The organism is Paraeggerthella sp. (assembly GCF_048427265.1).
In the GTDB taxonomy this organism is placed as follows: domain Bacteria; phylum Actinomycetota; class Coriobacteriia; order Coriobacteriales; family Eggerthellaceae; genus Paraeggerthella; species Paraeggerthella hominis.
On record NZ_DBFOSR010000119.1, the window covers coordinates 27,861 to 45,346 of the forward strand.

Below are 17,486 nucleotides of genomic sequence, written 5' to 3' on the forward strand. Positions count from 1 at the left end.
TCGCACGGAGAACGCAAGCCCCCGTGTGACGCAATCGCACGCGCGGGCCCCGACCCTCTTCTCTCGCACAGAACTCTTCGCCTGATCCGACTATACAGCCCTCATAATACCAGTACGAATTCGCCTCGCAGCGCGGCGGACGCACCGGACGGCATGTCGCGGGCGCACTCGTCGGCAAACGGCCTGACTCGCGCGCAAGCAGCACCTGCAAAAAGAGAGCCCGCCTCCCTGAGGAGACGGGCTCGAACCAGCTTCATCGCGCATGCGTTCCGCAAGCAGCGCTTGCCAAGAACCGAGACGCTACTTGCCCAAATCGGGGTGCAGCAGCGAGGGCGCAGCCCCCAAGAGCAAGCGCGTGTAGTCGTCTTTCGGATGTTCGAACACCTCTTTGGCGGTGCCGTTTTCCACAGCCTCGCCCGCGTTCATCACGATGATGCGGTCGGAAATGTAGCGCACCGTCTGGATATCGTGGCTGATGAACACCATGGACAGGCCGAGCTCCTTCTTCAGGTCCATGAGCAGGTTCAGAATCTGTGCGCGCACGGACACGTCAAGGGCGCTCGTGGGCTCGTCGGCAATGATGGCGTCGGGCTTGAGCGACAGGGCGCGCGCAATAGCCACGCGCTGGCGCTGGCCGCCGGACAGCTGGCCCGGCAGCGCGTCGAGCACCGACCCCGGCAGGCCGACCATCTCGATCAGCTCGTTCACGCGAGCCTCGCGAGACGTCTTGTCGCCCACCTTGTGCACCACCAGCGGGTCAAGCAGCTGGTCGTGCACGCTCATGCGCGCGTTGAGCGCCGTGGCGGGGTCCTGGAAGACCACCGAGATCACGCGGCCGATCAAGCGGCGCTGGGCGGCGGAGCGCTTTGTAACGTCCTCGCCCTTGAAGAACACGCGGCCCTCCGTGGGCTGCTGCAAGCCGCACATCACGTTGGCCGTGGTGGACTTGCCGCAGCCGGACTCGCCCACGATGCCCAAGGTCTGACCCGGCATCAGCTTGAGGGTCAGGCCGCGGACGGCCTGCACCTTGTTCGGGTGCAGGATGGAGCCGGTGCGCGTCTTGAACGTCACGCGGATGTCGTCGAGGAAGATGATGGGCGTCTGCCCGTCGGCGGCGGAAGCGTTCGCCACGTTCGTTTCGAGTTCGCTCATAGCAGCACACCTCCGGGAACGTACGGTTTGATGCCAAGGCGCTTGAGTTCGCTGTCAGGCAGCTCGGCGTAGTAATGATCGGTGCTTTCGACGCGCTTGAGCACGGGACGCAGCTGCGACACCTTGTCGGGATGGCTCGAACGCGGCGTGAAGCGGTCGCCCTGAGGGAAGTCCTTCGGGCTGGGAACGCTGCCGGGAACCTGGTGCAGGCGGTCGCCGCCGGCTTCGATGGAAAGCACCGAGCCCAGCAGTCCGCGCGTGTACTCGTGCACGGGGTGGCACAGGATGTCCGACACCGGACCCTGCTCGACCACCTGACCGGCGTACATAACCGTGATGGAGTTCGCCACTTCGGCGACAAGCGCCAGGTCGTGGCTGACGAACACCATGGCGAAGCCCAGTTCCTTCTGCAGCTTGTTCAAAAGGTCGATGACCTGCTTCTGCACGGTCACATCAAGAGCCGTAGTGGGCTCGTCGGCGATGATGACCTTCGGGTCGCGCGTGAGCGCCATGGCGATGAGCACGCGCTGACGCTGGCCGCCCGACAGCTCGTGCGGATAGGAGTCGAGCGTGCGCTTCGGGTCAAGGCCCACCAGCTCCAGCAGCTCCTCGGCGCTACGGGTGCCGCCGCGCTTGGTCAGCTGCTTCATCTGAGCCCTGATCAGCATGGACGGGTTGAGCGAAGACAGCGCGTCCTGGTAGATCATGGCGATTTCGCGGCCGCGCAGAGCGTTCATCTGCTTCTGGTCCATGGCCAGCAGGTTCTGACCGTCGTACAGGATCTCGCCCGTGACGGTTGCCTTCGGATCGAGCAGGCCCATGATGGTCAGCGACGTAATGGACTTGCCGCAGCCGGACTCGCCCACCAAGCCCATGGTCTGGCGCGGGCGCACCACGAAACTCACGTGGTCCACCACGTTCACGTCGCCGTGACGCGGGAACTTGATGCACAGGTCCTTGACTTCCAAAATAGGCGGCACATCGGTGCGAGCCTCAAAGCGATCGGTGCGCGTCTTCTCGATGGTCTGCAGCTGCATCAGGCGCTTCTCCAGCATGTCGGCCTGAGCGGCGTACGCCAGCGTGGGGTCGGCAACCATCTTGTCGGCTTCGCGCTCGGCCAGCACGGCGGAGTCGTCAGCCTTGACCGGAGCCTTGGGAGCGGCGGCCATGGCGTCGGTGATGCCCTCGGACAGGATGTTCAGGCACAGAACCGTGATCATGATGGCAAGACCCGGGAACAGCGCCTGCCACCAACGACCGGACAGCACGCCGTTGCGGGCGTCAGCCAAAATGTTGCCCCAGGTGGGAGTAGGCTCGGGGATGCCGGCCGAGATAAAGGACAGCGACGCCTCGAACACGATCGCGTCGGCCACCAGCACGATGGTGAACACCATGACCGGGGCGATGCAGTTGCGCACAACGTGCTTGACCAGGATCCACGGGGCACGAGCGCCGCTTACGACGACGGCGCGGACGTAATCTTGGTTGTACTCCGAAACCACGTTCGCGCGCACGATGCGGGCGATCTGGGGAATGTACAGAAAGCCGATGGCGAAGATCAGCGTTGCCAGCGAGTTGCCGAACGCGATGACGAACGTGGCGGCCAAGGCGATGCCCGGAAACGACATGATGACGTCGAGCACGCGCATGATGACTTCGCTGACCCACTTGCGGGACACGGCGGCGATAGCGCCGATGATCGAGCCGCACACAAGCGCAAAGCCCGTAGCGCCGATGCCGATGATGAGCGAGTAACGCGCACCGTACATCATGCGCGACAAAACGTCGCGGCCCTTGTCGTCGGTACCGAACAGGAACTGCGCATCAGGAGCCTGGCGCGCCGTGAAGATAGCCAGCGGATCATGCGGGGCAACGATATTCGCAAACGCGGCGATCATAACGACCAGCACCAGCACCACAAGCGAGATGCGCGAGCCGATGCCCATGGCCTTCCAGCGACGGAAGCGAACCTTGCCCGGGTTGGCCTCCATTTTCTTCGTAAGGTTTCCTCGTAACTGAACCATGCTACACCGTCCTGATTCGCGGATCGATCAGGATATAAAGCATATCCACGATGATGTTGATAACGATGAAGGTGATGGCCACCACCAGCACGACGCCCTGAACCAGCAAAACGTAGCTGTTCTGGATGCCCGAAAGAATGGCCATGCCCATGCCGGGGAGATTGAAGATAACCTCGATGACCACGGCGCCGCCGATCAGGTAGCCGATGCGCAGGCCCAGAACCGTAACCGGCGTGATGAGCGCGTTGCGCAAGACGTTGCGCGCTACGACGACGCTCTTCGGAATGCCAGCGCCCAGCGCCGTGCGCACGTAGTCCTTGTCCAGCTCCTCGACCATCGACGTGCGGATAACGCGCGTCAGCTGGCCGGTAACGGGGACCGCCAACGCGATGGCCGGCATGGCCATGCGAGCGAGCCACCCTGCCGGATCCTGCGATATCGTAGGCAGCGGACCCGACGCCGGCAGCAGGTGCAGCATCGAAGAGAACAGCAGGATCATGAGCACTGCAAGCCAGAACGAAGGCGTTGCGATGCAGGCGATCGAGAAGACGCGGATGATCTGGTCGGGCCATCGATCGCGGTACAGCGCTGAAACAACGCCCAATATCACCGCGAAAAAGACCGCTATGATCAGACCGAGGAACGTCAGCTGCAACGTGACCGGCAGCGCTTCGGCGATACGGTCGGATACGGCTGCCTTGTTAGCACCGTACGTTCCCATGTCCCCCTGGAACAGGCCGGCCATATAGTTTCCATACTGTACGAGCACCGGATCGTTCAACCCGTGCTCCTCGCGGTACTGCTCGGCTTGCGCCTCGGTGGCGTTCTCGCCCAAGACCGAATAAGCTTGGTCAATAGGAGACAGCGCCATAATGAAGAACACGAGAATGGTCACGCCGAAGATCATGATCGGCAGCGCTATCAGGCGCCTTCCGATCAGTCGTAGCAGGTTGCTCACCGCGTCCTCCTTTCGTTTTACGGCTCTTACGCTTTGACAATTACTGGCTTTGTGCGCGGGCCGTTTTCAGCCGAATGCGGCCCGCGCACAAACATCCATTAGGCATTCTATATGAATCTTGGGTATAGCTGCACAAGAAATATGTGGTCAGATTGTCGGAAAACGGAGTGTTTTTTGTAATCTTTGGACGCGCTTAGGCGCCATCGGACTTGAGCGGCTTGCCCAGCTCTTCCGCCAGCACGGGCAGCAGCGCGGCAAACGTGGCGTCGATTTCCTTTTTCTTGAGCTGGCATTCCCAGATGACGTGCACGGTCCAGCCCATCTGCTCAAGCGCCGCGCGGCTTCGCTCGTCCCGCTCCACGTTGCGCTGGAACTTCACCACCCAGTACTCCACGTTGCTTTTGGGCATGGACGGCTTGCATCGCGGGCAGCGATGCCAAAAACACCCGTTAACAAATATAGCTATGCGCTTGCCCGGCCACGCGATGTCCGGATGCCCGGGAACCTTCCATTGCAGACGGTAGCCCGTCAACCCCGCAGCGCGCAAGCGCTGGCGAACGAGCAGCTCCGGCTTCGTGTTGCTTCGCCGGTTTCCCAACATGGACTTGCGCACGTTCTCGTTCGTAGCCGGAGGGGCTTTCAGGCGCGCGGGAGCGGGAAGCGCAGGGCGCGAAAGCATGCGCACCGCCATCGCAAAGCCTTCTGCGGGCATCTCGTCGTTTGTTGCATACGCGTTACTTTTATGGAGAGTGGAGTTCATGGAGCGCATGATACCACTCATATTCCCTGATCGTTCACTAGCAATAACAAACCTGTCCGCAACTTCAAAAGCACAAGTCCTTTATTTTCTGTAGGTTTTCCCCGATAATGGGCACTGCTGTTGTGCGCGTGCCCAATCACGCGCGTGCAATCGAGGCGCGGATGCCTCGAAACCGAAATGGAGGGAAACCAATGGAACAGCATAAGAATGCATCTTTGTCCCGCCGCACGTTCCTGGCGGGCAGCGCTGTCGCAGCAGCGGCAGCAGGCCTCAGCCTGTACGGCTGCGGCGGCGGCAACGCCGAAACGCCGGCCGAAGGCACTGGCACCGACGCCGGCGCTGCGGTCAAGGGCGGTCAGCTGACGGGTGCTTGCGCCTACAGCTCCACCAACGTCAACCCGATTGGCAACAGCTCCGCTCTCATGCTGGGCGCCACGTGGCACGTGTTCGAGGGCCTGTACGACCTCGACCTGCACACGTACAAGACCTACAACGCGCTGGCCGCCGCCAAGCCGACGAAGGTCTCCGACACCGAGTACGAGGTCGCCCTGCGTGACGGCGCCAAGTTCTCCGACGGCACCGACGTGACCGCCGCCGACGTGGTGAACGCGTTCGAGAAGAACATGGCCGACGCCACCTACGGCGCCTTCCTGTCGTTCATCTCCGCCGTTGCCGCGAAGGACGACAAGACCATCGCCTTCACGCTGAAGTACCCCTTCGAGAGCCTGCTCGAAGGCCGTCTGAGCGTGGTCAAGGTCTTCCCCGCCGCCCTGTCCGAGGACGACCTGAAGACCAAGCCGATCGGCTCCGGCCCGTGGGCGTACGCCAGCATCAACGGCGACGACGGTGGTGCGATCGAGTTCGTTCCCAACGAGCACTACAACGGCTCGCTGCCGGCCACGGCCGACTCCATGCACTGGGACGTCCTGCTTGACGATACCTCCCGCACCACCGCGCTGCAGGAGGCCACGGTTCAGGTTATGGAGAACGTTCCCGACGCCAACGCCGACCAGCTGGTGGGCGCTGGCGCGACGGTCGAGTACATCCAGGGCTTCAACCAGCCGTTCTTCATGTTCAACACGCTGAAGGAGCCGTTCAACGATCCTCGCGTGCGCCAGGCGTTCTTCTACGCTATCGACACGAACAAGCTCATCGCCAACGCGATGGACGGCCACGCATCCGCTGTCACCGGCTTTTTGCCCAAGGAGCATCCGAACTATCATCAGGCTTCCACGGTGTACACCTATGACCCGGAGAAGGCCAAGAGCCTGCTCGCCGAGGCTGGCGTGACCGACCTCAAGTTCGAGCTCATGACCAACAACAACTGGGTGAAGAACCTGGCTGCTCAGGTCAAGAACGACCTGGACGCCATCGGCCTGAACTGCACCATCAACGAGACGAAGATCGACTGGGCGTCCCTTGCCGAGTCCGACAGCATCCTCCCCTACGACGTCATGCTGACCCCGGGCGACCCGACCTGCTTCGGCAACGACCCCGACCTGCTGATGTCCTGGTGGTACGGCGACAACGTGTGGACCCAGGGCCGCACCTGCTGGAAGAAGGCTGGCGACGGCAAGTTCGAGGAGCTGCAGACCATGATGCAGCAGGCTCGCGAGGCCACCGGCAAGGACCAGCAGGAAATCTGGAACAAGTGCTTCGATCTGCTGTCCGAGCAGGTTCCGCTGTACCCGCTGTTCCATCGCGCACTGGCGACCGGCTACCAGTCCGCCACGATCACCGGCTTCCAGCCGATCGCGACGACCGGCCTGGTCTTCCTGGGCGCAAGCGCCAAGGCGTAAGCAAGCGCTTCGCACCATACCAAGCACCGCACAGGCCCGCTTCCACAAGGAGGCGGGCCTTCTTGTTGCAACAAGGCGATTTTCCTGTGGCAACCAACCCTTGTTCGTTGACGTGCCTACAAGAGCGGTCTATTCTTTTACCGTTTGCATACAGACACGGAAAAGAGGCTTTAAACCCATGACTGATTCACCGTTTCGCGGCGTAATCCCCCCGGTCGTCATCCCGCTGACCGAGAAGCGACAGCTCGACCTGGAAGCGCTTGAGCGCTCCATCAACCGTATGATCGAGGCGGGCGTCGACGGCCTGTTCTTCCTGGGCTCTTCGGGCGAAGTCGCCTTCCTGACCGACGCGCAGCGCTACCACGTGCTGCAGGAAGCCGTCGCCATGGTGCACGGCCGCGTGCCGGTTCTGGCGGGCATCATCGATATGGAAACCCTGCGCGTGGTCGACCAGGCAAAGCGCGCCGCCGGCTACGGCGTGGATGCGCTGGTTGCCACCGCCCCCTTCTACGCGCTGGGCGGCCCGAAGGAAGTCGAGCGCCACTTCCGCGCCATCCGCGAGCAGACCGATCTGCCGCTGTTCGCCTACGACCTGCCCGTATGCGTGCACACCAAGCTCGATCCCACGATGCTTGTGCGCCTGGGCACCGACGGCGTGCTGCAGGGCGTCAAGGACTCCTCCGGCGACGACGTGTCGTTCCGCTGGCTGTGCCTCGAGAACGAGGACGCCGGCCATCCGCTGCAGCTGCTGACCGGCCACGAGGTCTGCGTCGACGGCGCGTACCTGGCCGGTGCCGACGGATCGGTGCCGGGCCTGGCGAACCTCGACCCGGTAAGCTACGTCGAGCAGTGGCGCGCCGCTCAGGCTGGCGACTGGAACCGCGTGAAGGAGCTGCAGGATCACCTGGCTCGCCTCATGTTCCTGACCCGTCAGGTGAAGGCCACCGTGGGCTTCGGTGCCGGCGTGGGCGCGTTCAAGACGGCTTTGTGGCAGATGGAAGTGTTCAACACGAACCAGATGCGCGAACCCGTCCAGCCCCTGGAAGGCGAAGACGTGGAGACCATCGTCAACGTGCTCAAGCGCGCCGGCCTTATGGACGGCGACGCGCCCGTGCGCAAGTAGGCTGCTGCATGAACGTCGAGTATCCGTGCACCGTAGCCGTCGTCGATGTCGGCGGCACGAAAATGGCAGGGGCGCTTGCACATTACAGCTCCCCTGCCGCCGAACCCGTCATCGAAGGACGCCGCAGCGTGCCAACGAACGCGGCCCGCGGAGGCGTCGCGGTGCTCGACACGCTCTGCGACCTGGTCGGCGATGTGCTGGCCAGCGCCGCAGGGCCCGTTGCGGGCATTGGCGTGGGCACGGCCGGATGCGTGGATGCGCACACCGGATCCATCGCTTACGCCAACGAGCTTATGCCCGGCTGGACCGGACAGCCCGTCGCCGATCGCCTTGCGCACGCTCACGGTCTTCCCACGGCGGTCCTCAACGATGTGAAAGCGCACGCCTTGGGCGAAGCGCGTTGGGGGGCGGCCCGGGGAGCCCAAACCTGCTTGGTGGTTGCCGCAGGAACCGGCTTGGGCGGCGGCATCGTCGCTCATGGGCGCGTGCTGCTGGGTGCCCACGGATTCGCCGGCGAGCTGGGACGCACCCCCTGTCCCGACGCTTCGGGCGAGCCGCGTACCTGCGGAAACGCCAGCGATTTGGAATCGATTGCCGCTGGCAGCGGCATCGAGCGCCGCTATGCGGCTGCGGGAGGAGACCCCGTAACCGGCGGCGAGATCGCGCAGCGCGCCTTGCAGGGAGAAGAGCTTGCCCGCCGCATCATCGAAGAGGCGGGTTCGGCCCTGGGAGAAGCTATCGCCACCTGGACGGACCTGCTCGACCCCGAACTGGTGGTGCTTTCGGGGTCGGTCTGCAACGCCGGGCCCGCGTGGCGCGCCGCCGTGCAAGCGGCGTTCGAGCGACAGGCCCCCGCCGTGATGCATGCCTTGCCCATCGTTGGCGCAACGCTCAAAGACAACGCGCCCCTTATCGGGGCAGCCGAGTACCTGCTGGACACCTTGAAAGGACGTTTGTGATCAATCCGCTTATCGAATCGCTTCGCGGCAAGCTCATCGTAAGCTGCCAGGCATATATGGGCGAGCCTATGCGCCACCCCGAAACCATGGCCCAGATCGCGCGCGCCGCCGAACTGGGCGGTGCGGCCGCTATCCGCTGCCAGGGCCTGTCCGACATCGCGGCTATCAAGGGACGAGTCGAGATCCCCGTGATCGGCCTGTGGAAAGAGGGGCACGAAGGCGTCTACATCACGCCCACGTTGCGCCATGCGCGCGCCTGCATAAGCGCCGGATCCGACGTGGTTGCCCTTGACGCAACCGATCGACCGCGCCCCGACGGCCGCACGTTCAAGGAAACCGTCGAAGCCCTGCGCGGGGAAACGCTGGTCATGGCCGATTGCTCCTGCATGGCAGACGTCCATCGCGCGCTCGAAGCGAGCTGCGACATCGTATCCACCACGCTTGCCGGATACGTGCCGGGAGGCCTCGCGAAAACCGACGGCCCCGATCTGGACTTCCTGAAGGAAGCCGTTGCCGCGGCAGGCGACGTGCCGGTGTTCTGCGAAGGCCGCATCCACACCACCGACGACGCGAAGGCAGCCATGGACGCCGGAGCGTTCGCCATCGTCGTCGGGACCGCTATCACGCACCCGACAAGCATCACCACCTGGTTCGCGAACGCAATCGCGTAAACCGCTTAACGAAATGGGGAGCACGGCAACAGCCCTGCTCCCCATTTCGTTTCACTTCCCCTTCACCGCTTTTTCCCGTTTCGTTTCACCCTCGCCTTCGCAAGGATCCGGAAGACATGGTCCATACGTAAGGGGATTCGAAGTACGCCTGATCAGCCGGATCATGCGTCACCCAAAGCACGGTCTTTGCTTCGAGCAAGGGTTCGAGAACTTCCATAACGCGGCGCTTCGTTTCGCCGTCAAGGCCCTTAAGGGGCTCGTCGAACACGATAACGCTGCTTGGCGCCATGACGGCTCGCAGCAAAGCGACCCGTCTTTTCATGCCGCCCGAAAGCGCATGCACCGGACGTCCAGCCAATCCGGCCAAGCCCACCTTGTCCAGCAAACGTTCCATATCGAAACGCAGCACCTCCCGCGCCTGCGGATCAAGCCGTCCGTGCGGCAAGCGTATGTTCGCGGAAATGCTGAGGTTTTCACAGAGCCTGTCCTCTTGGAACACGGCAACGCATCGAGCATCGTCCGCCTTCTCGACAAGCCCTTGATCGGGTTGCTCAAGCCCAAGCACCAACCTGAGAAAGGTGGTTTTCCCGCACCCCGACGGCCCTAGAATACAGTGAACCGCACCGTCTTGAAGATCCGCCGAAAATCCTTGCATGACAACGGTGTTCCCATAGGATTTCGTCACGTCGACAAACCTCATCGCATCTCCTCCACCTTCGCCACGGCCTGTGCAAGCAGCTTCGCGAACGACCGCTCGAACACCAGGCTGATGAGGACGATGACAACCGTCCATGCGAACAGATCAGGGGTGTTCAGGTAGACTTTCGCATCGTAAAGACGCTCGCCGATGGAGAAACTGGGAAGCCCGATGACCTCTGCGGCAATACCCGCCTTCCAGCACATGCCAAGAGCAAGCGAGCTTGCTGCCTGAAAGTACGGCAGCACTTGAGAGCAGTACAGGTAGCGCAACCGTGCAAGAGGGCTTAGGTCAAACACCTGGGCCATTTCCAAAAGCTGCGGATCAACCTGCCGGATGCCCTCCAGAACATTAGCGTACACCAGGGGAAACACCATCAGAAACGAGATGACGATCGACAGGTTGGCAGATGACACCCAAATGAGCACCAGGATGACGAACGAAGCCACAGGCACGGCTTTGACAGCCTGCACAAGCGGCGCCAGCAAGCGACGCACCCACTGAAAGCGGGAGGACAGCGCCGCCAGCAAGGTGCCCAGCACCATAGCCAGCAAAAACCCTACGGCAATACGAGAAAGGGATACGGCTATCGAGCCCCAGAAATCCACGGTCTGCACCAGCTCCGCCAAGCGCATGGCAACAGCCACAGGAGACACCAACAGCACCTCCTGGGCTATCGCCATGCTGGCAACTTGCCACACGATCAGCCAAAACGCCACCGGGAATACGATACCGAGCGCTTTGCCCGTCACGTAAGCCCCTTACGCCCCGTAGTAGAAGTCGTCAGCGGGAAGCGAGCCGCCAACCGACTGGGGATTTTGCTGGGACAGCACGTTCAGGTAGCCGGACAGCTTGTCCTTCATGTCGGAGCCGCTCAAAAACACGATGTTGCACCCCGGCAAAGCCTTCTTCGCAACGCCCTCGGGAACGATGTCGTACGATCCCACCAAAGCGGCGGCCTGGTCGACGTTGGCGTTGACGAAATCAACCGACTCGCGGTAATGCTCCATGAACGCCTGCACCGCCTGGGGGTTCTCCTCGATGAACGACGCACGCGCAACCGCTACGCCGGTTACCAGCGCGCTCGGGGCGCTTGCATCTTTTTGCAGCGCGTCCCATTCCTTGGTCAGGTCAAGCGCAACGCGAATGTCGGCGTTCTTCGCCTGGGCCGCCGCCACAAAGGGCTGGGGAAGCATGGCGATAGCATCGGGGTTCTGAGCCATAGCTGCGATGCATTCGGCATGCTCGCTCTTCCATTCGATGGTCACGTCTTGACCAGGCACAAGCCCATTGCTTTCCAGGATATAGGAAAGAGCATACTCCGGCGTTGCACCCTTGCCCGCGGCGTAGATGGTCTTGCCCTTCAGATCGGCTGCGGTCTGCACGGAGTTTCCGGTTTCGCAGATGTACAGGATGCCCAGCGTATTGATGGCCAGAACTCGCACCTCGCCGTTAGTGTTGTTGTACAGAACCGATGCCAGGTTCGCGGGCACGGCTGCGATGTCGACCTCGCCCTTGGCTATCTTGGGAACTACCTCGTCAACCGACGCAGCGATATCGAACGAATAGTTGTTGTCGGTCGCCTCGCTTTTGTCAACCTGGTCCATGAACTTCACCAAGCCCATAGCCGTGGGGCCCTTCAGCGCAACCGCGCGCGCGTCAACCGGAGCAGCCGCTTCCGCAGAAGCGCCTTCTTCGGTTCCCGCCGAGGGCGCGGAGGCGCCGCCCGAAGCGCAGCTTGCCAGCATAAAGGCGCTCAGGGCCATAGCGGCCGCAAACGCCCAAACCTTCTTCAGTACCATGAAAACCTCTTTCTCTTGTTTTTCCGATTCGAAAGCGCCTATGGAATCACCTGAACGACCGCGCGCCAAGGGAAGTTCGCACATGGCTGCACCTCACGTTCGCACGTACAGATCGTTTCCGCGGGAAACCACGCTTCCCTCGCGTTTCAGGTGAGCGATTTCGCGAAAGAGCGTCGCTCTGCTTATTCCCAGGTAACGAGCCATTTCTTCGCGAGTTCCCTCAAACATGACCAGTCCGTCGCATGTCGCGCGATCGCGCAGATAACTCAGCAGCTTCATGCGCGACGTCTGCATGGTCAGCTCTTCGATGCGGCGCAAAAGGAACTGAATCTTGCTGTTGCAGAGCACCAGGTAGCGTGACATCAGCTCGCCGTCGTTGTTCATCAACTCGATCAAGTACTCTTTGGGAATGAACAGCACGTCCGAGCCTTTGCGGCTGCGCAGCACCGTCGTCAAGTCGTTAGGGGCAAACAGATTGCATATTCCGAACATCTCCCCTTCGTACAGGGAAGACAGTCTGATTTCGCACCCGTCGAACGCAACGCTGTACACGTCGATCACTCCTCGCAGGACCAATCCGACGCAGGAAACGTCGCCCGCTCGATCAACCACCATCTGGCCGGTGCGCAACCGTTTCGCACGCACGCGCTGCGGGTCGATTCGAACATCGCGCAACAGCTCGGAGTGCTCCAGCGCTTTCGCAATGTCAGCCACCGTATGACTCACCTCCTTCCGACGTTCAGCAAACGGCACCTACCAAGGCTCATTACACCACAAAATAGTTAACTTTGGAAAACTTTTTTAGCGAAAGCGTCTCACTTGATACTGACGATCTTGGAGGAAACCGCCATCGTAGAGCGCAAGCGTTGCGCCTTAGACCGAAACCGAGCAATGAAAGACGGGAGGATGCATGGACAAGGTAGTTCTGTTCAGCGGATCATCGGCAGTCGGAAAAACCGCCGTTCTTCGATGGGCGGCGCCCACGTTGGCGCAACGGGGCTGTCCGCCCGCCCTGTGCAAGATCGATTGCATATCGGATGAAGACCGTCACGTGTTCGCAGGACTCGGCTTGCCTGCTGTATCGGGAATCAGCGGCGATATATGCCCCGACCATTTTCTGGTCTCCAACCTTGCCGACCTCTGGGAGTGGTCGCGCAACCAAAACGCTTCATGCCTGCTCATAGAAACCGCCGGCCTTTGCCACCGCTGCTCCCCTGCCACTCGAAACATGTTGGCAGGATGCGTGGTGGACGGGACGGCCAGCTGCAAGGCGCCCGAGCATCTAGGGCCCATGCTTACGCAGGCGGACTTCGTCGTGGTGTCGAAAACCGACATGGTGTCCCAGGCAGAGCGGGAGATCGTCTGCGCGAACATCGCACGTATCAATCCGCATGCCGCCGTGTTCGCCATCGACGGGCTTGCCGGCTACGGAGTCGACGAATTGTGCGACTGGATCATGGAGCAAGCACCTCCGCCCACGCTTGAGGGAGACACGCTGCGCCACACGATGCCGTCCGGAGTTTGCTCGTATTGCGTGGGAGAACGCCGGGTAGGATCGGCGTTTCAACAGGGCGTCGTGGGTAAAATGACCTTCGAAGACCAACCGGCGGCACCGGGCAAAAGCACGTCATGCCAAAGAGCGCCGCTGGCCGCTTACCAGGAAGGCGGCAGTCCATGCATGAGATAACCGTACTTCCCGGAACCGACAAGCACGAAAAGCCCGAACGGTTCGACCGCATCGAATTGCACACAGGCGGACTGTACGCCATCGTCGGCAACACCGGATCGGGCAAAACCCGCTTCATCAAGGACATCGAACAGCTTGTCCAAGGAGACTCCCCCACCAAGCGAAGCGTCCTCGTAGACGGCGACGCCCCTCGAAAAGAGCAACGTCGCTCCTACTCCGGATCGCTCATTGCGCATCTGAGCCAAAACATGCGCTTCGTCTTGGACGTTTCCGTTGACCAGTTCATCGAGCTGCATCGCGCCTGTCGCGCCTCAAGCGCAAGCGCGCCCGAAGTGCTCGAGCTGGCAAACCGCATTACGCCCGAGCGCATCGACGCCGCCTGCAACCTCAACCTGCTATCAGGCGGACAAACCAGAGCGCTCATGATTGCCGACATCGCGCTTGTTTGCAACAGCCCCGTCGTCCTGGTCGACGAGATAGAGAATGCAGGAATCGACAAGGAGGCGGCGTTCGAAGCCCTCCTTGATGCGCGCAAGCTCGTGCTGGTGGTCACGCATGACCCGCATACGGCGCTTCTGGCCGATACACGCATCGTCATGGCGGGTGGAGCCGTCTCTTGCGTCCGCACCCGCACAACTGCCGAAGAGCAGCTGGAGGCCCGCCTTCATCAAGCCTACCGTCAAACCAAGGCGCTCCAAAGCGCCCTGAGAACAGGAGAAGCACTCGCATGAACGAATCGAACGAACGCTCCAGCAAAGAGCCCGTAACCGTTACGCTGTACTGGAACCACATCTGCATTCTGCACAACTTCGAGAAAGCCTACCTTGCGAACCTGCAAGAACGCCTGCGAAGCGAAGGTATACATCTGGTCGTGCGTTTTTTCGGACTTGGATACGACGAGCACATGGCCGCCTACCTCGCACGCGACGGAGCGCAGATGCCCGACCTTATCGTGTCGGCCGATCTGGAGGTGTTCGAGTGCGCGAAGGTGTTCGATGCGCTGGGGCCTCTGCACGACTGCGCAACCTGGCTCCCGCTCAAAAGCACCGCCGTCGTGCAGGCTGTAAAGCGCACCGACCAGCTGCTTCCCGTAGTTGCCATTCCGCTTGTGCTGTACGGCGGATCGCCCATCCCGAACGATCCTCTGCCCACCCTGGTTCGCAACGCGCGCGTAGCGTTCGGGGGAATCGACAACTCGGCTGGAAAGATCCTGGTGAAATCCGTATGGGAGCGCTACGGCAAGGCCGTTGCGGAAGAGCTGCTGCAACGCTGCACCGTTACTGCGATGCCCATCAGAGCGTTCAAGGCCGCCCGCACCAAAGAAGCGGATTTCGCCTTGGTCCCCTCGCTGTACGCCTTGCGGGCTGACGGGACCGACTCGTTCTTCGAAGCGTCGCACGAGGGACCCGTATTGCTGCCATCGTACTTTTGCGCGCGCACGTCAGTCGAAGAGAGCGTTGCGCGCCGCGTATGCCGCGAGCTGCTATCCGAGGAACTGCTCGACTTCTACGCGGCCAACGGCGACCTTGTAGCATGTCCGCAGCAACCGCTCGAGCACGCGTCGACTCAAGACGACGCGGATGCCTGCCTCACCGTCAGTCAATCGTTCATCGACGCGCTCGACTCCCGCACGTTCTACGAACTCTACCGCCAGCACATTCCCTCGGCCGAGGTGATCGGCTAGATTTCTCGAGACCCGGTCGAGCTTGGCCAGACAGGAGGCGGCGGCAGGCGGGGCGAGGCGAGACCTGGAAACGGGCCGCCGCCCTCGCCTCGCACGCTCCGCCCCACCGCAGCAGCCTCATCGGCTGCCGTACGCCTCGCCAGCCCCGCCTTGGCTGCTCTACGAAAGCAGGCGACCCCGCAGCACGACGTGACGAACATTGAGATCTTCGTCGAGCACAACGGCGTCGGCGATCTTTCCCGGCTGAATGCCGCCTCGCTCGTCATCGATGCCGATAGCACGCGCCGGATTGACCGAAGCCGCCTTCACCGCGCTTGCCAACGATACGCCCATGTCCTTCACCGCCACGCGAACGCAGCTCATAAGATCGGTGTTCGATCCCGCAATCGTTCCGTCGGCAAGCGTAGCGCGGTTGCCGCGCACGGTAACGTCCTGCCCCCCCAGGGTGTACGTGCCGTCCGGCATGCCCGCGGCCATCATGGAGTCGCTGATCAGGATCATGCGATCGTCCCCGAACGCAGCAAACAACAAGCGCACCATAGCGGGATGGATATGCACGCCGTCGGCAATCAGCTCGGGCGTCACGTCCGGGCAGTCGAACGCCGCAGCGATGGGACCCGGTTCGCGATGATGCAGCGAGGGCATGGCGTTGCATAGGTGCGTCATGTGACGCGCGCCCGCCTCGATAGCCGCGCGCGCAACTTCGTAATCCGCTTTCGTGTGAGCGATCGACACGCGCACCGACGGAGCCGTTGCCTCGATGAACTCCAAAGCCCCGGGAACCTCGGGGGCTACGTCCACCAGCTTGATCAGACCGCCCGAACGATCCTGCAAGCGCCCGAACATAGCGACATCGGGTCCATGCAGGTACGCCGGATTCTGCGCGCCGATATTGCCCGGAGAGATGTACGGGCCCTCCATGTTGATGCCCACAAGTGCCGCCCCATCGGGCTTCGCCTCGTACGCGGCGGCGCAGTCCATCACGGGAGCCAGCACCTCTTCCGGGTACGTCATCGTGGCAGGACAGATGGCCGTCACGCCGCGCGAGGCCTCGTAGCGCGCCAGCACGTCGAAAGCCTCCTCGGTCCCTTCGCAGAAGTCGTGGCCCTTGCATCCGTGGAAATGCACGTCCACCAAACCGGGGATCACGTAGCAGCCCGTCGCATCGACAACCGAAGCATCGCCAGCGGCAGCGTCTGCGAATCGCTCGCCGACCACGGCAACCTCGCGTTCGACGAACCCAGCCCCGTCGAATACCTTTCCTCCCGTTATGATCATAACTTCATCCTTTCCGTTTTCGCCCATTCTCGCACCCGCGGGGTAAAAGAAAAGGATCTCCACCAAGCAAGCAGAGATCCCGTTTCATGCACTGAGCAAGCCGCCGCAAGCCCTTCGCGCAAAAGCGCGAGCGCCCCGCAGCCCGAAGTCCAACCTACCCGAGCAGCGCACCGGCTTCCTTGTCGACGATCACCGTCACGTCCGGATGCAGCTGCAGCACCGAGGCCGGAACCTGCGGCGTGACGGGGCCGAAGAAGGCATCGCGCACGATCTGCGCCTTGCCCTCGCCGTTCGCCACTACCAGCACCTTGGCGGCGCGCATGATGGTGCCGATGCCCATGGTGTACGCCTCGCGCGGAACCTCGTCGATGGAATCGAACAGGCGGCTGTTGGCCTGGATGGTGCTTTCCGTCAGTTCGACCACGTGCGTGTCAACCGGGAAGCAGTCGCACGGCTCGTTGAAGCCGATATGGCCGTTGTGGCCCAGGCCCAGAAGCTGCAAGTCGACGCCGCCCGCCTGGGCGATGGCCTCTTCGTACGCCGCGCACGCAGCATCGGCGTCCGGGTTGGAGCCATCGGGCACGTGCGTGCGCGCAACGTCCACGTTCACATGGTCGAACAAGTTCTGCTGCATGAAGTACCGGTAGCTTTGGTCATGCCGAGGATCCAGCCCGCGATACTCGTCCAAGTTGAACGTCGTCGCGTCAGCGAAGCTGATCTTGCCCGCTTCGCAATCGCGCACCAGCTCGGCGTACAGCCCGATCGGCGTGGAACCGGTTGCCAAGCCCAGCACGCAGGACGGGTCCTTCGCGAGGCAATCGGCAATGACGTCGGCTGCTTTGCGGCTCATTTCTTCGTACGTGTCGGCGATGATGATGTTCACTCTGCATTC

The 17,486-nt window shown here is 62.1% G+C and carries 17 protein-coding genes; 7 read left to right on the forward strand and 10 right to left on the reverse strand.

Annotated features, from left to right (window positions below; translation table 11 throughout):
* Window positions 1-300: 300 nt before the first annotated feature.
* The 4 genes from ACMNI9_RS10595 to ACMNI9_RS10610 form a co-directional block, all read right to left on the reverse strand.
* Window positions 301-1,152: an ABC transporter ATP-binding protein gene (locus ACMNI9_RS10595; protein ID WP_114567163.1), complete on the reverse strand. Its 852-nt coding sequence runs from the start codon at window positions 1,150-1,152 to the stop codon at window positions 301-303.
* Window positions 1,149-3,176, reverse strand: a complete 2,028-nt coding sequence (locus ACMNI9_RS10600) for a dipeptide/oligopeptide/nickel ABC transporter permease/ATP-binding protein (RefSeq protein WP_114567162.1) — start codon at window positions 3,174-3,176, stop codon at window positions 1,149-1,151. Before ACMNI9_RS10600 ends, ACMNI9_RS10595 begins: the two co-directional genes overlap by 4 nt.
* Window position 3,177: 1 nt before the next feature.
* Window positions 3,178-4,134 (reverse strand): ABC transporter permease, encoded by a 957-nt coding sequence (locus ACMNI9_RS10605; RefSeq protein WP_114567161.1) that lies wholly within the window; start codon window positions 4,132-4,134, stop codon window positions 3,178-3,180.
* 193 nt (window positions 4,135-4,327) lie between these two features.
* Window positions 4,328-4,825 carry a very short patch repair endonuclease gene (locus tag ACMNI9_RS10610; RefSeq protein WP_181792586.1) on the reverse strand — a complete coding sequence of 166 codons (498 nt, stop codon included), beginning with the start codon at window positions 4,823-4,825 and terminating at the stop codon, window positions 4,328-4,330.
* 260 nt (window positions 4,826-5,085) lie between these two features.
* Here ACMNI9_RS10610 and ACMNI9_RS10615 point away from each other — a divergent pair, with 260 nt between their 5' ends.
* The 4 genes from ACMNI9_RS10615 (at window position 5,086) to ACMNI9_RS10630 (ending at window position 9,446) form a co-directional block, all read left to right on the forward strand.
* Complete coding sequence (locus ACMNI9_RS10615; RefSeq protein ID WP_114567160.1) at window positions 5,086-6,693, forward strand: ABC transporter substrate-binding protein; 1,608 nt, start codon at window positions 5,086-5,088, stop codon at window positions 6,691-6,693.
* Window positions 6,694-6,871: 178 nt separating this feature from the next.
* A complete protein-coding gene (locus ACMNI9_RS10620; RefSeq protein WP_114567159.1) occupies window positions 6,872-7,816 on the forward strand; it encodes a dihydrodipicolinate synthase family protein in 945 nt (314 codons plus the stop codon).
* A gap of 8 nt (window positions 7,817-7,824) precedes the next feature.
* Entirely contained in the window at window positions 7,825-8,775 is a 951-nt protein-coding gene (locus tag ACMNI9_RS10625) for an ROK family protein (protein ID WP_418832033.1), read from the forward strand.
* On the forward strand, window positions 8,775-9,446 hold the full coding sequence (locus ACMNI9_RS10630; RefSeq protein ID WP_216529490.1) for an N-acetylmannosamine-6-phosphate 2-epimerase: 672 nt from the start codon (window positions 8,775-8,777) through the stop codon (window positions 9,444-9,446). The genes ACMNI9_RS10625 and ACMNI9_RS10630 overlap by 1 nt, the downstream gene beginning before the upstream one ends.
* Before the next feature lie 85 nt (window positions 9,447-9,531).
* Here ACMNI9_RS10630 and ACMNI9_RS10635 read toward each other — a convergent pair whose 3' ends face one another.
* The 4 genes from ACMNI9_RS10635 to ACMNI9_RS10650 all read right to left on the reverse strand — a co-directional run bounded on the left by ACMNI9_RS10635 (window position 9,532) and on the right by ACMNI9_RS10650 (window position 12,659).
* A complete protein-coding gene (locus ACMNI9_RS10635) occupies window positions 9,532-10,146 on the reverse strand; it encodes an ATP-binding cassette domain-containing protein (protein ID WP_418832036.1) in 615 nt (204 codons plus the stop codon).
* Window positions 10,143-10,895, reverse strand: a complete 753-nt coding sequence (locus ACMNI9_RS10640) for an ABC transporter permease (protein WP_225749426.1) — start codon at window positions 10,893-10,895, stop codon at window positions 10,143-10,145. Before ACMNI9_RS10640 ends, ACMNI9_RS10635 begins: the two co-directional genes overlap by 4 nt.
* Window positions 10,896-10,904: 9 nt before the next feature.
* The gene (locus ACMNI9_RS10645; protein ID WP_418832039.1) at window positions 10,905-11,945 is read right to left on the reverse strand and encodes an ABC transporter substrate-binding protein; all 1,041 of its coding nucleotides are present in this window, start codon (window positions 11,943-11,945) and stop codon (window positions 10,905-10,907) included.
* Between the two features lie 93 nt (window positions 11,946-12,038).
* Entirely contained in the window at window positions 12,039-12,659 is a 621-nt protein-coding gene (locus ACMNI9_RS10650) for a Crp/Fnr family transcriptional regulator (protein WP_216529458.1), read from the reverse strand.
* Window positions 12,660-12,855: 196 nt separating this feature from the next.
* On the opposite strand from ACMNI9_RS10650, the gene ACMNI9_RS10655 reads away from it, so the two are divergent.
* Genes ACMNI9_RS10655 through ACMNI9_RS10665 form a run of 3 tightly spaced genes read left to right on the forward strand, consistent with a single transcriptional unit; the run spans window position 12,856 to window position 15,316 of the window.
* Window positions 12,856-13,632: a GTP-binding protein gene (locus ACMNI9_RS10655; protein ID WP_216529459.1), complete on the forward strand. Its 777-nt coding sequence runs from the start codon at window positions 12,856-12,858 to the stop codon at window positions 13,630-13,632.
* Window positions 13,620-14,363 carry an ATP-binding cassette domain-containing protein gene (locus tag ACMNI9_RS10660; protein WP_114567154.1) on the forward strand — a complete coding sequence of 248 codons (744 nt, stop codon included), beginning with the start codon at window positions 13,620-13,622 and terminating at the stop codon, window positions 14,361-14,363. The genes ACMNI9_RS10655 and ACMNI9_RS10660 overlap by 13 nt, the downstream gene beginning before the upstream one ends.
* Window positions 14,360-15,316, forward strand: coding sequence for a hypothetical protein (locus ACMNI9_RS10665; RefSeq protein ID WP_216529460.1), 957 nt, complete (start codon window positions 14,360-14,362; stop codon window positions 15,314-15,316). Before ACMNI9_RS10660 ends, ACMNI9_RS10665 begins: the two co-directional genes overlap by 4 nt.
* Before the next feature lie 159 nt (window positions 15,317-15,475).
* Here ACMNI9_RS10665 and nagA read toward each other — a convergent pair whose 3' ends face one another.
* Both nagA and nagB read right to left on the reverse strand, forming a co-directional pair.
* A complete protein-coding gene (nagA, locus tag ACMNI9_RS10670) occupies window positions 15,476-16,594 on the reverse strand; it encodes an N-acetylglucosamine-6-phosphate deacetylase (RefSeq protein ID WP_114567152.1) in 1,119 nt (372 codons plus the stop codon).
* A 154-nt stretch (window positions 16,595-16,748) separates the two neighbouring features.
* On the reverse strand, window positions 16,749-17,477 hold the full coding sequence (nagB, locus tag ACMNI9_RS10675; protein ID WP_216529461.1) for a glucosamine-6-phosphate deaminase: 729 nt from the start codon (window positions 17,475-17,477) through the stop codon (window positions 16,749-16,751).
* Window positions 17,478-17,486 lie beyond the last annotated feature (9 nt).

Bases quoted from the DNA above. Each gene is read 5' to 3' on its own strand.
- ACMNI9_RS10595 (WP_114567163.1), bottom strand. From the start codon at position 1,152: ATGAGCGAACTCGAAACGAACGTGGCGAACGCTTCCGCCGCCGACGGG.
- ACMNI9_RS10600 (WP_114567162.1), bottom strand. From the start codon at position 3,176: ATGGTTCAGTTACGAGGAAACCTTACGAAGAAAATGGAGGCCAACCCG.
- ACMNI9_RS10610 (WP_181792586.1), bottom strand. From the start codon at position 4,825: ATGGCGGTGCGCATGCTTTCGCGCCCTGCGCTTCCCGCTCCCGCGCGC.
- ACMNI9_RS10615 (WP_114567160.1), top strand. From the start codon at position 5,086: ATGGAACAGCATAAGAATGCATCTTTGTCCCGCCGCACGTTCCTGGCG.
- ACMNI9_RS10620 (WP_114567159.1), top strand. From the start codon at position 6,872: ATGACTGATTCACCGTTTCGCGGCGTAATCCCCCCGGTCGTCATCCCG.
- ACMNI9_RS10625 (WP_418832033.1), top strand. From the start codon at position 7,825: ATGAACGTCGAGTATCCGTGCACCGTAGCCGTCGTCGATGTCGGCGGC.
- ACMNI9_RS10635 (WP_418832036.1), bottom strand. From the start codon at position 10,146: ATGAGGTTTGTCGACGTGACGAAATCCTATGGGAACACCGTTGTCATG.
- ACMNI9_RS10645 (WP_418832039.1), bottom strand. From the start codon at position 11,945: ATGGTACTGAAGAAGGTTTGGGCGTTTGCGGCCGCTATGGCCCTGAGC.
- ACMNI9_RS10655 (WP_216529459.1), top strand. From the start codon at position 12,856: ATGGACAAGGTAGTTCTGTTCAGCGGATCATCGGCAGTCGGAAAAACC.
- ACMNI9_RS10660 (WP_114567154.1), top strand. From the start codon at position 13,620: ATGCATGAGATAACCGTACTTCCCGGAACCGACAAGCACGAAAAGCCC.
- ACMNI9_RS10665 (WP_216529460.1), top strand. From the start codon at position 14,360: ATGAACGAATCGAACGAACGCTCCAGCAAAGAGCCCGTAACCGTTACG.
- nagA (WP_114567152.1), bottom strand. From the start codon at position 16,594: ATGATCATAACGGGAGGAAAGGTATTCGACGGGGCTGGGTTCGTCGAA.